This window comes from Paracoccus seriniphilus (assembly GCF_028553745.1).
Lineage (GTDB): Bacteria > Pseudomonadota > Alphaproteobacteria > Rhodobacterales > Rhodobacteraceae > Paracoccus > Paracoccus seriniphilus.
The window spans coordinates 1,961,729-1,974,182 of the sequence record NZ_CP067129.1 but is presented as its reverse complement, the minus strand read 5'-3'; the positions used below and the strand labels follow the sequence as shown (position 1 = coordinate 1,974,182).

The following is a 12,454-nucleotide window of genomic DNA, read 5'->3' as shown; positions in this document are numbered from 1 at the left end:
GGCCGGTTCAGCCTGGGGTCGGTCAGGCTTGCTGCTCAAGGGCTTCCAGCTCGTCGATGAAGCCTTCGATCATGGACAGGCCCTTGTCCCAGAAGGCCGGGTCCGAGGCATCCAGCCCGAAGGGGGCAAGCAGTTCCGAATGGTGCTTCGAACCGCCCGCGGCCAGCAGATCGAAGTATTTGGCCTGAAAATCGGGCAGGCCTTCTTCATAGGCCGCATAAAGTGCATTCACCAGGCCGTCGCCGAAGGCATAGGCATAGACGTAGAAGGGCGAATGCACGAAATGGGGCACATAGCTCCAGAAGGTTTCATAGCCCGGCATGAATTCAAAGACCGGCCCAAGGCTTTCGGCCTGAACGCTCATCCACAGGGCATTGATGTCATCGGGGGTCAGCTCGCCTTCGGCGCGGGCGGCATGCAGTTTGCATTCGAAATCATAGAACGCGATCTGGCGCACGACCGTATTGATCATGTCCTCGACCTTGCCGGCCAGCAGCGCCTTTTTCTGCGCGGGGTCGGTGGTCTTGGCCAGCAAGGCGCGGAATGTCAGCATTTCACCGAAGACCGAGGCCGTTTCGGCAAGGGTCAGCGGGGTCGAGGCCAGCAATTCGCCCTGTTTGGCGGCAAGACGCTGGTGGACGCCATGCCCCAGTTCATGTGCCAGTGTCATCACGTCACGGGGTTTGCCCAGATAGTTCAGCAGCACATAGGGATGCACGGTCGTCACCGTCGGATGCGCGAATGCTCCCGGCGCCTTGCCCGGTTTCACGGCCGCGTCGATCCAGCCCTTGTCAAAGAAGGGTTTGGCCAGTTCGGCCAGTTCCGGCGCGAAACCGGCATAGGCGTCCAGAACGGTGCTGCGGGCCTCGTCCCAACCGATGGTGCGTGGCGCATCGGTGGGCAGGGGCGCATTGCGGTCCCAGATCTGCAGTTTGTCCAGACCCAACCACTTGGCCTTCAGCGCGTAATAGCGATGTGACAGGCGCGGATAGGCCTGGGTGACGGCATTGCGCAGCGCCTCGACAACCTCGGGCTCGACATGGTTGGACAGATGTCGCCCGTGCTGGGGCGAGGGCATCTTGCGCCATTTGTCCTCGATGGCCTTTTCCTTGGCCAGCGTGTTGTGGATGCGCGAGAACAGTTTGATGTTGTCACCAAACACCTTGGCCAGCGCACGGGCGGCGGCTTCGCGCTGGTCACGGTCATGTTCGGTCAACAGGTTGAGGGTGGCTTCCAGCCCCATCGTTTCGCCGTTGACCGAGAATTCCAGGCTGGCGGTGGTTTCATCGAACAGCCGGTTCCATGCGGCGGCCCCGACAACCGAATTGTCATGCAGGAATTGCTCCAGCTCATCCGAGAGCTGATGGGGCCGCATGGCCCGCATGCGGTCAAAGACCGGCTTGTAGCGTGCGGGACCATCGGTGGCCGCGAAGACGGCTTCATAGGTCTCGTCCGGAATGCGGTTGAATTCGAGACTGAAGAAGACCAGTGCCGTGGTGATGTCGGTGATCCGGGCCTGCAGGTCCCCCAGCATCTTGGCCCGGTCCGCATCGGTGGTGTTCTGGTAATAGCGCAGCCCCGCATAGGACATGACTTGTCCGGCGATGATATCGATGGCCTCGTATTCGCGAATGCAGTCCAGCATTTCGGCGGGTCCGAGATCGGCCAGCTTGCCCTGGTAGCGTTTCGCAAAGGTCTCGACCTGCGTTGACAGGCTTTCCAGATCGGATTTCAACTCGGGTGAATCCGGGCCGGGGTAAAGATCGTTCAGGTCCCACTCTGGCAAATCGCCGAAAGCCGTGCCCTTTGTCTGCTCGACCGAGTCGAAATTCATATGTCCTGCCATCGGAATGTCCTTTTCAGCTTTTGACTAGATGTGGACCGCAGATGGCAGGATCGCAAGTCATCGAAGGATGAGAAACGCAATCACCATTCCTGCAGCAGCAATGACAACTGCGCGACGATACAGCGTCAGCGCGCGTTCCAGCGTGGTCGCATCGGGGTCGGGGGCCGCTCCGTTCAGCCACGGCTCATTGGCGACATGGTCGGCATAGACGCGCGGTCCCGACAGTCGGACCCCCAATGCCTTCGCCATGGCGGTTTCGGGCCAACCGGCATTCGGGGACCGGTGCCGCACCGCGTCCGCACGCAATCCGGCCCATTGCGTCTTTCCGCTGGCCAGCATGATCAGCAATGCGGTCAGGCGGGCGGGGATCCAGTTCGCCACATCGTCCAGCCGCGCCGCAAAACGCCCGAATTCGCCATGCCGGGGCGTGCGATGCCCGATCATCGAATCCAGCGTATTGATGGCCTTGTAGGCCGCGATTCCGGGCAGGCCTGCCATACAGGCCCAGAACAGCGGCGCAATTACCCCGTCCGAGGCATTCTCGGCCAGGCTTTCGGTGGCGGCACGCGACAGGGCGGCTTCGTCGGCGGTTCTGACATCACGGCCCACGATCATCGCCGTGGCCTGTCGGGCCTCGACAATATCATGTCGCGACAACGGCGTTGCAACGGCACGAAGATGATCATTCAGGGACCGTGCCGCGACCAGGGGCCAGGCAAAGACGGCGGCCAGCAGCGGCCCCAGCAGGATTTGCAGCACCACTGCAGGCAGCAAGGCCGCCGTGATGGTCACAAGGCTGGCGAACATGCCGCGCAGAACGCGCCAGTCTCCATGGTTCAGCCTGCGATCCAATCCGTCAATCAGGCGGCCAAGCCAGACGACAGGATGGCCGATCCGACGAAACAGGCGATCGGGCCAGCCGATCAGGGCATCGATCAGCAGGGCGATCAGGGCGGCCAGAATGGTCATGGCGCGGTCACATTGACGGCTTCGACGGACCAGAGGTCTCCGGTCCTGTGCAGCACCGTCAGCGACAAGGGTGCGACCGAAAAGGACAGTGCCTGCGGCCCCACCACCAGCGCAAGCGCGGCACGGACCGTTCCTGCATGGGCGATCAGCAGGCTGTCGCAGGTCAGGTCGCGGATGGCCTCATGGGCGCGTGCAGCCATATCGTGAAAGCTCTCACCCGTTTCGGGCCGGTAATCGGCCAACTCGCTGACTGGCAAGGGCCCCAGATCGGGCAGGCTTTCGAACGGCAGCCCCTCCCAGGCGCCGTAATCCTGTTCCCATAGCCGCTCGTCGTTGTGTGGAGCGGGAAAGCCCAGCATCCGGGCGGTCTGGCGGCAGCGCAGGGCAGGGCTGGTGATGACCTGATCCGGGTCGCCGATGCGTGCGCGCATGCGGGCAAAGGCGGCCTGGTCCGAACAATCGGCTTCGACATCTGTCCGCCCGGCCAGACGGCCATGGTTCAGCGCGGGGGCGTGGCGCAGGATCAGCAGTTTCACAGGGTCTCCTTCCGGGCAGGCTGCGGCGGCGCCAAGATGTCCTGTCACCGCCAGAGGGGCAAGACACCGTTGTTGACGCATTGCCCCATCCGGCGCAGGCTTTGCTTGACGTGACGCGGGGAGATACGGTAATACGCATTAAATGAACAACCGTTCAATAAATTCGGGAGGGCTCGGCGATGTTCACGCGAGGGATGGAATTCGATCTGGGAGAGGACGTCAACGCGCTGCGCGACATGGTGCATCGTTGGGCGCAAGAGCGGGTCAAGCCGCTGGCGGCACAGGTGGATCAGGACAATCAGTTCCCCAATGAGCTTTGGCCTGAAATGGGCGAACTGGGCCTGCTGGGGATCACCGTAGCCGAGGAATTCGGCGGTTCGGGCATGGGCTATCTGGCCCATGTGGTCGCAACCGAGGAAATCGCGCGGGCTTCGGCCTCGGTCAGCCTGTCATATGGCGCGCATTCCAACCTGTGCGTCAATCAGATCAAGCTGAACGGTACTGCCGAACAGAAGGCCAAGTATCTGCCCGATCTGTGTTCGGGCAAGGCGGTCGGTGCATTGGCCATGTCCGAAGAAGGCGCGGGCAGCGATGTCGTCTCGATGAAGCTGCGGGCAGAGAAGAAGAACGATCGCTATGTTCTGAACGGCAACAAATACTGGATCACCAATGCGCCGGACGCGCAGACATTGGTCGTCTATGCCAAGACCGATCCTGAAGCGGGCAGCAGGGGCATCACCGCCTTTATCGTCGAACGCGGCATGGAGGGTTTTTCCACCGGCCCCCATTTCGACAAGCTGGGGATGCGCGGGTCCAATACCGGCGAGCTGATCTTCGAAAATTGCGAGATCCCCTTCGAGAATGTTCTGGGCGAAGAGGGGCGCGGTGTACGCGTCCTGATGTCGGGGCTGGACTACGAACGTCTGGTCCTCTCAGGCATCGGCACCGGCATCATGGCCGCCTGTCTGGACGAGGTCATGCCTTATATCCGCGACCGCAAGCAATTCGGTCAGCCGGTCGGATCCTTCCAGCTGATGCAGGGCAAGATTGCCGACATGTATGTCGCGCTGAACACGGCGCGTGCCTATGTCTATGAAGTTGCGCGGGCCTGCGATGCGGGCAAGGTGACCCGCCAGGATGCGGCAGGCGCGGTGCTATATGCCAGTGAACAGGCCATGGTTCAGGCGCATCAGGCGGTGCAATCCCTGGGCGGTGCGGGCTTTCTGAATGACAGCACCGTCAGCCGGCTGTTCCGCGATGCCAAGCTGATGGAGATCGGCGCGGGCACCAGCGAGATCCGGCGGATGCTGATTGGCCGGGAATTGATGGGGCTGGTGTGACAGGCGCGGCGCAAGCCCTGCCGCAGCAGTTGCGGGGCCGACCGAAAGGGCGCCCCCGCCATGGCGACAGGGGACGCCGTCATCTGCACCGCAGGAGCGGCGGCTGGTCAGAATTTCATCACATAGCTGATGCCGGCGACGACAGGATCGACCTCGACCTCGCCAATCTTGCTGCCGTTCAGCTCGACATCGGCATCAATGTCGATCCAGCGCAGATCGGCCCGAATGGCGCTGCGGTCCGATACCCAGTAGTCGGCACCCAGATGCGCGGCCAGCCCCCAGCTGTTCTTGACCCGCAACTCGCTGCCCGCCAGCGCCCCGGTGGTGTCGGCATCGTAAAACCCGGTGAAGTTCACACCCACGCCGACGAAGGGCTTGAATTTCGGGGTCGCGTCAAAGTGGTATTGCAACGAGACGACCGGAGGCAGTTGCTTGACGGTTCCGATATCGCTGCCGTTCGAGGTGATCGTGTGCTTGAAGGGCAGCGCGGCCAGAACCTCGACACCCAGATTGTCGCGGATGAAATATTCCGCGGTGACGGTCGGACGGGTGCTGTCGTCGATCTCGACGGGAACCGTTCCTTCGGCCAGCGTGCCGTTGTCGGATTTGGGATTCACATTCGCAATGCCCAGCCCCAGGGTCCAGTCGCCCTGCGATTGCGCAAGCGCAGGCGTGGTCAGTCCCAGCCCGCAGGCGGTCAAGGTGGCGGCGATAAGCAGATGGCGCATCTTGGCGATCCTCATGTCTTGAATACCGGGGCGTCAAAACATGTTTTTCCCCCGTCATTCATTGATTTGAATCAATCACGGCACGCAGTCTTGCGGCCTGCGACAACCTGCCGCGTCGCTGCGAGTCACACGGAAGACAAGGCATCCGGCACGGCTGAGTCCGGGCACGCTTTCAAAACATGCAAGGACAAGGAATGAAACTGAGCTCTGCTGTCATCACGTCCTCGGACACCTTTCGTGCCAATCGCCAGGCGCATCTGGATCTGCTTGAGACGGCGCGTCAGGCCGCCGAACTGGCTGCCGCCGGGGGCGGTGCGCGCTCGATGGAGCGTCATATCGGGCGCGGCAAGATGGCGCCGCGCGAACGGGTCGCCAATCTGCTGGATCCCGGCTCTCCCTTTCTGGAAATCGGCGCGACGGCCGCGCATGGCATGTATGACGGTGCCGCGCCGGGGGCGGGTGTCATTGCCGGTGTCGGGCGCGTTCACGGGCAGGATGTCATGGTCGTGGCCAATGACGCGACGGTGAAGGGTGGCACCTATTACCCGATGACGGTGAAAAAGCACCTGCGCGCCCAGGAAATCGCCGAGGAATGCCATCTGCCCTGCGTATATCTGGTCGACAGCGGCGGGGCCAATCTGCCCAATCAGGACGAAGTCTTCCCCGATCGCGACCATTTCGGGCGGATCTTCTACAATCAGGCGCGCATGAGCGCGAAAGGCATTCCCCAGATCGCGGTCGTCATGGGATCCTGCACGGCAGGGGGCGCCTATGTCCCCGCCATGTCCGATGTCACCATCATCGTGCGCGATCAGGGCACGATCTTCCTGGCCGGACCGCCGCTGGTCAAGGCCGCCACGGGCGAGGTGGTCACGGCCGAGGATCTGGGTGGCGGTGATGTGCACACCCGCCTGTCTGGCGTGGCCGATTATCTGGCCGAGGATGATGCCCATGCGCTGGCACAGGCGCGCCGCGCCATTGGCAATCTGAACCGGCGCCTGCCCGACAGCGTGCTGTGGCAATCCCCCGAGGCCCCGGCCTATGATCCTGACGAGATCCTTGGCGTCGTGCCCGCCGATCTGCGCACCCCCTATGACATTCGCGAGGTGATCGCCCGTGTCGTCGATGGCTCGCGCTTTGACGAGTTCAAGGCCCGCTTTGGCGAAACTCTGGTCACGGGCTTTGCCCATGTCGAGGGCTGCCCGGTCGGCATTGTCGCCAACAATGGCGTGCTGTTCAGTGAGGCCGCACAGAAGGGCGCGCATTTCATCGAGTTGTGTTCGCAGCGCGGCATTCCTCTGGTCTTTCTGCAGAACATCACCGGTTTCATGGTCGGGCGCAAATACGAGAATGAAGGGATCGCCCGTCACGGTGCCAAGATGGTCACTGCGGTGGCCACGACCAATGTGCCCAAGATCACCATGATCGTGGGGGGCAGCTTTGGTGCCGGCAACTATGGCATGGCCGGACGCGCCTATTCGCCGCGTTTCCTGTGGACATGGCCCAACAGCCGGATTTCGGTAATGGGCGGCGAGCAGGCCGCTGGGGTTCTGGCCACCGTCCGGCGTGACGGGATCGAACGTCAGGGCGGAGAGTGGTCGGCCGAGGAAGAGGCCGAATTCAAGCGCCCGACCATCGAGATGTTCGAACGACAGTCCCATCCGCTCTATGCTTCGGCGCGGCTCTGGGATGACGGAATCATCGATCCGCGCAAGACCCGCGACGTGCTGTCGCTGTCGCTGCGGGCATCGCTGAACGCGCCGATCGAGCCGACGCGCTTTGGCATATTCCGGATGTAAGCCTTGCAAGATGCGTCAGGAAAAACCGGGCGGGTGCAGCGGGCGGGCAAAGGCCCGGTGCCTGGCCCGGTGATCGCGGGGCGCATCTGGAAAATTTATCTGCGGGGGCGCGGGGATGCGCGTGGCCTGCCCAGTTCAGCGAAGGTTCTGACATGTTTTCAAAGATCCTGATCGCCAATCGCGGTGAAATTGCCTGCCGGATCATCGACAGTTGCCACCGGATGGGTGTCGCAACGGTCGCCGTGTTTTCCGATGCCGACCGTGCGGCCCGACATGTCGCCATGGCAGATGAAGCGGTCCATATCGGCGGGCCGGCCCCGGCAGACAGCTATCTTCAGGCCGAGCGGATCATCGCCGCGGCGAAATCCACGGGGGCCGAGGCAATCCATCCGGGTTACGGCTTTCTCAGCGAAAATCCGGATTTCGTCGATGCGGTCGAGGCTGCTGGCCTGGTCTTTATCGGCCCCTCGGCCAGGGCGATCCGCGCGATGGGGCTGAAGGACGCCGCCAAGGCGCTGATGGAAGAAGCAGGCGTGCCGGTCGTGCCGGGTTATCATGGCAGCAACCAGGACCCGGACTATCTGGCCGGGCAGGCCGAGAGCATCGGCTATCCGGTGCTGATCAAGGCCGTTGCCGGTGGCGGCGGCAAGGGGATGCGCCGTGTCGATGACCCAGGGGACTTTGGCGAAGCCCTGATCTCGGCCCAATCCGAGGCCCGCAATGCCTTTGGCAATCCCGATGTGCTGATCGAGAAATATGTCCTGCAGCCCCGCCATATCGAGGTGCAGGTCTTTGGTGACGGGCATCGCGCGGTGCATCTGTTCGAACGCGACTGTTCGCTGCAGCGCCGTCACCAGAAGGTCATCGAAGAGGCCCCCGCGCCCGGCATGACCGCGGAGATGCGCAAGACGATGGGGGCCGCCGCCGTTCGGGCCGCCGAGGCCATCGGCTACAAGGGCGCCGGCACCATCGAATTCATCGTGGATGGGGCAAATGGCCTGCGTCCCGACGGGTTCTGGTTCATGGAGATGAACACCCGGCTGCAGGTCGAACATCCGGTGACCGAGGCCATCACCGGCGTTGATCTGGTCGAGTGGCAATTGCGGGTCGCAAGCGGCGAGGCCTTGCCCGCCCGTCAGGAAGACCTGCAGATTCGCGGTCATGCCTTCGAGGCGCGGCTTTATGCCGAGGATGTGCCGGCAGGCTTTCTGCCCGCGACCGGGCGTTTGGCCCATCTCAGCTTTCCGCAAGGGGCGCGGATTGAAACCGGTGTGCGCGAAGGCGATACGATTTCGCCCTGGTATGACCCGATGATCGCCAAGGTGGTCACCTATGGCCCGACCCGCGCCGTGGCGCTGCGGGCGCTGGAGACCGCGCTGGTCGATACCGAGGTGGCCGGATCGGTCACCAATCTTGACTTCCTGATTGCCTTGGCGCGCCATCCGGGCTTTCGCGCGGGCGAGGTGGATACCGGACTGATCGGGCGCGATCTGGACGCACTGGTGGCCGCCGCCGAACCTGATCCGCGCACGCGGGTGCTGGCGGTGATCGGTCTGGCCGGCCTGGCCGATCCTTCGGTCAAGGGCGGCATGACCCTGTGGCAGCCGCTGCGCCGGACCGTGGCATGGGAGGGCGGCGAGGCCGTGGTCGAGGTTCTGGGACCGGGTGCCGCACGGGTGACCCTGGACGGGCATGCGCATGAGGTTCGCTGGCAGGGTGACCGCTGGTGGGTTGATGACGCGCTGCGGCGCAACCGGATCGTCAGCCACGAGGCAGGGGTCAGCGTCTTTGGCGGGCGCACGGTGCATCTCAAGCCGCTTGATCCTCTGGCGCGCGATTCGGCCGGGGCGGGCGGTGACGCGCTGACGCTCTCGCCAATGCCGGGGCTGGTCAAATCCGTCCATGTCGCAGCCGGGCAAGAGGTCAAGGCCGGTGATCGTCTGGCGGTTCTGGAAGCCATGAAGATGGAACACAGCCTGACCGCCGCGCGCGACGGGGTCGTGGCCGAGGTGCTGGCGCAGGCCGGTGATCAGGTCGAGGCGGGTGCCGCGCTGATCCGACTTGAGGAGGAAGAGGAATGATCCGACTGCATCATGTACCCGGCTCACGTTCGATGCGAGTGTTGTGGCTGCTGGAGGAACTGGGTCTGACCGCCGAGTTGCAGAACTGGTCCCTGGTCGATGGTTCGCTGCGCAGCCCCGATTTTCGGGCGTTGTCTCCGGCGGGACGCATCCCGGCGCTGGAGGTGGACGGCAGGTCGATCTTTGAATCCGGGGCCATCGTGCAATATCTGACCGAGCGCGAGAACCGGCTGGCCCCGTTGCCGGGCGACCCCGAACGGATCGATTTTCTGGAATGGATCAATTTCGCCGAAACGCAAGCCAATATCATTCAGGCGCTGAACATCCATCATATTTTCCTGCGCCCGGAAACCGCGCGTTCGGTGGCGCTGATGAAGCTGGACACCAAGCGATTGGCGGTAACGGCGCGGGCGCTGAACGCGCATCTGGAAGGGAAGAAGAGCCTTCTTTCCTCGGGATTTTCTGCCGCCGACTGCATGATGGGCTTCAATATCGAGGCGCTGTTCCGCTTTCTGTCAGAGGGGGACTATCCCGCCGTCGTGGCCTATCGGGATGCGATGATGGCGCGTCCGGCCTATCAGCGCGCCCTGGCGCGGGGCGGCGAAGATGAAATCTATACCCGGGATTTCTACGAGTTGCCCGATGCCTGAACCCGTCGAGATATTTGAAATGGGGCCGCGTGACGGCCTGCAGAATGAAAAGCGGCTGATTCCCGCGGCAGAGAAGATCGCATTGGTCGATCTGTTGTCACAAGCCGGGTTTCGGCGCATCGAAGTGACCAGTTTTGTCAGCCCGAAATGGGTGCCTCAGATGGGTGATGCTGCCGAGGTCATGGCCGGTATCTCGCGTGTGCCGGGGGTCAGCTATGCGGTGCTGACGCCGAATATGAAGGGCTATGAGGCCGCCCGTGCGGCCCGTGCCAGCGAGGTGGCGATCTTTGCCAGTGCCTCGGAAGGCTTCAGCAAGGCCAATCTGAATGCGACGATTGCCGAAAGCCTTGAGCGTTTCGCGCCGGTCGTCGCCGCAGCCGCGCGCGACGGTATTCCGGTGCGGGGCTATGTCAGCGTGGTCACGGATTGCCCCTATGACGGCCCGACGCCGCCGGCGAATGTGGCACGTGTCGCTGCTGCGCTGCGCGATCTGGGCTGCTATGAAATCAGCCTTGGCGACACGATCGGGCAGGGCACGCCTGAAAGCGTCGACAAGATGCTGGCTGCCGTTCTTGATGAATTGCCGCCCGCGCAACTGGCGGGGCATTTTCACGATACGGCTGGTCGGGCACTGGACAATATCGACGCCTCTCTGGCGAGGGGCCTGCGGGTGTTCGATGCGGCGGTCGGCGGGCTGGGCGGATGCCCCTATGCCCCTGGTGCCAAGGGAAATGTCGCGACCGAGAAGGTTGCGGCGCATCTGGCCGCTGCGGGTCTGCAGACCGGGCTGGACATGACTGTGATCAATCGGGCGGCGCAGATGGCGCAGTCGATGCGGGAGGGTGCTGATGTTTGAAACGATCCGGATCGAGACCGACAGCCGCGGAGTGGCGCGGCTGTGGCTGGCGCGATCGCAAAAGCACAACGCGCTGTCACAGCAGATGATGGAGGAGCTGATCCAGGCCGCTGCCGATCTGGGCACCGATCCTGCCGTGCGGGTTGTTGTCCTATGTGCCGAGGGCAGCACTTTCTGCGCTGGCGGCGATCTGGCCTGGATGAAGGCGCAAATGCAGGTCGATGCCCAGACCCGTCGCGCCGCGGCGCGATGTCTGGCGACCATGCTGCAGGCGCTGAACCTGATGCCCAAGCCGTTGATTGCGCGGGTGCATGGCAATGCCTTTGGTGGCGGTGTGGGCATGATGTCGGTCTGCGACATCGCCATTGCCGCCCAGGGGACGCGATTCGGCCTGACCGAGGTCAAGCTGGGGCTGATTCCCGCGACCATCGGCCCCTATGTTCTGGCGCGAATGGGCGAGGACAAGGCTCGTCGGGTGTTCTTCTCGGGGCGACTGTTTGACGCAGATGAGGCCGAAAGACTGAACCTCGCTGCCCGTGTCGTGCCTGCGGAAGAACTGGATCAGGCCGTTGACGAAGAGATTGCGCCGTTCCTGCTGGGCGCCCCGCGTGCCATTGCTGCTGCCAAGGCACAATGCCGTTCGCTGGGTCCGCGCATTGACGAAGCGGTGATCGAGGACAGCATCGACCGTCTTGTTGCAACATGGGAGGATGGCGAAGCATCTGAAGGAATCGCCGCCTTTTTCGACAAGCGAAGGCCCGGCTGGCAAATCTGATCTGCTGGCAGGGCTGTTGCACAGGGGGCCATCGGCGCTATCAGGGTGGGGATTCGGCTAGACCGGAGTTCGACGACCTGGACGGCAGAGATGAAGCGAAAACTGATATACCGACCGGCGCAACGGGCGCGCGCTCTGGTCGGCCTGCGCAGATCGCCCCAAAGCGACCTTAGCCTTGCAACTCTTCTGGCCTTTGTGGCCGGGGCGTTGAATGCGGGCGGCTTCTTTGCACTGGGGCAATATACCTCGCATATGACCGGCTATCTGTCGCAACTGGCGGACAATCTGGTGATCCTGAATTTTCGTATTGCCTTTGTTGCGGCGCTGGCGATTTCGTCTTTTGTGGCGGGGGCAGGCTTTTCGACGATCCTGATCAACTGGACGCGCCGATATCGTGCCCGTCAGCAATATGCGCTGCCGCTGGCGCTGCAGGGCATCTTTCTGGTCTGTTTCGCAGGCGGCGGCATCTTTGCCTCGGAGGCAGGGCGGCTGTTCTCATTGGCCTGCCTGTGTTTCATCATGGGCATGCAGAACGCGACGATCACCAAGATTTCGCGCGCTCGCATCCGCACGACCCATGCGACCGGCATGATTACCGATATCGGAATCGAGTTGGGGCGCGGCATCTATGGGGCCATCATGCATGATGCGACGATCTTTCGCGATACCCGTAACCTGATGATTCTTGTCCGGCTGGTGCTCAGCTTTCTGCTGGGGGGAATCATTGGCGCGCTGGGTTTCGGGCATATGCGCTTTCTCTTCGCGCTACCGCTGGCCAGCCTGCTGCTGGTGGTGTCATTGCCCGCGCTGTTCCGGCAGACCTGGTGGCGCTGACAGGAAAACGCCGCCATGGCGGACCATGGCGGCGTGATCG

11 protein-coding genes are annotated in these 12,454 nt (G+C 63.0%); 7 read left to right on the top strand and 4 right to left on the bottom strand.

Features of this window, described 5'->3' with window-relative positions; all coding sequences use genetic code 11:
* Positions 1-22: 22 nt before the first annotated feature.
* Genes JHW44_RS09610 through JHW44_RS09600 form a run of 3 tightly spaced genes read right to left on the bottom strand, consistent with a single transcriptional unit; the run spans position 23 to position 3,351 of the window.
* Positions 23-1,846 carry a M3 family oligoendopeptidase gene (locus JHW44_RS09610; protein ID WP_089344615.1) on the bottom strand — a complete coding sequence of 608 codons (1,824 nt, stop codon included), beginning with the start codon at positions 1,844-1,846 and terminating at the stop codon, positions 23-25.
* A gap of 57 nt (positions 1,847-1,903) precedes the next feature.
* Entirely contained in the window at positions 1,904-2,815 is a 912-nt protein-coding gene (gene cbiB / locus JHW44_RS09605; protein ID WP_089344616.1) for an adenosylcobinamide-phosphate synthase CbiB, read from the bottom strand.
* A complete protein-coding gene (locus tag JHW44_RS09600) occupies positions 2,812-3,351 on the bottom strand; it encodes a histidine phosphatase family protein (protein ID WP_245847154.1) in 540 nt (179 codons plus the stop codon). Before JHW44_RS09600 ends, cbiB begins: the two co-directional genes overlap by 4 nt.
* A 179-nt stretch (positions 3,352-3,530) precedes the next feature.
* Between JHW44_RS09600 and JHW44_RS09595 the strand changes: the two genes are divergently transcribed.
* Complete coding sequence (locus JHW44_RS09595; protein WP_089344618.1) at positions 3,531-4,691, top strand: isovaleryl-CoA dehydrogenase; 1,161 nt, start codon at positions 3,531-3,533, stop codon at positions 4,689-4,691.
* A 107-nt stretch (positions 4,692-4,798) separates the two neighbouring features.
* Here the strand turns inward: JHW44_RS09595 and JHW44_RS09590 are convergent, their stop codons facing one another.
* The gene (locus JHW44_RS09590) at positions 4,799-5,419 is read right to left on the bottom strand and encodes an OmpW/AlkL family protein (RefSeq protein WP_089344745.1); all 621 of its coding nucleotides are present in this window, start codon (positions 5,417-5,419) and stop codon (positions 4,799-4,801) included.
* Between the two features lie 194 nt (positions 5,420-5,613).
* Between JHW44_RS09590 and JHW44_RS09585 the strand changes: the two genes are divergently transcribed.
* The 6 genes from JHW44_RS09585 to JHW44_RS09560 all read left to right on the top strand — a co-directional run bounded on the left by JHW44_RS09585 (position 5,614) and on the right by JHW44_RS09560 (position 12,414).
* Positions 5,614-7,218, top strand: coding sequence for a carboxyl transferase domain-containing protein (locus JHW44_RS09585; RefSeq protein WP_089344619.1), 1,605 nt, complete (start codon positions 5,614-5,616; stop codon positions 7,216-7,218).
* Between the two features lie 152 nt (positions 7,219-7,370).
* On the top strand, positions 7,371-9,299 hold the full coding sequence (locus JHW44_RS09580; protein ID WP_089344620.1) for an acetyl-CoA carboxylase biotin carboxylase subunit: 1,929 nt from the start codon (positions 7,371-7,373) through the stop codon (positions 9,297-9,299).
* Positions 9,296-9,949, top strand: a complete 654-nt coding sequence (locus JHW44_RS09575; RefSeq protein ID WP_179217730.1) for a glutathione S-transferase family protein — start codon at positions 9,296-9,298, stop codon at positions 9,947-9,949. The genes JHW44_RS09580 and JHW44_RS09575 overlap by 4 nt, the downstream gene beginning before the upstream one ends.
* On the top strand, positions 9,942-10,805 hold the full coding sequence (locus tag JHW44_RS09570; protein WP_089344621.1) for a hydroxymethylglutaryl-CoA lyase: 864 nt from the start codon (positions 9,942-9,944) through the stop codon (positions 10,803-10,805). Before JHW44_RS09575 ends, JHW44_RS09570 begins: the two co-directional genes overlap by 8 nt.
* Positions 10,798-11,580 (top strand): crotonase/enoyl-CoA hydratase family protein, encoded by a 783-nt coding sequence (locus JHW44_RS09565; RefSeq protein ID WP_089344622.1) that lies wholly within the window; start codon positions 10,798-10,800, stop codon positions 11,578-11,580. Before JHW44_RS09570 ends, JHW44_RS09565 begins: the two co-directional genes overlap by 8 nt.
* A gap of 90 nt (positions 11,581-11,670) precedes the next feature.
* A complete protein-coding gene (locus JHW44_RS09560; protein ID WP_089344623.1) occupies positions 11,671-12,414 on the top strand; it encodes a YoaK family protein in 744 nt (247 codons plus the stop codon).
* The last annotated feature ends 40 nt before the right edge of the window (positions 12,415-12,454 follow it).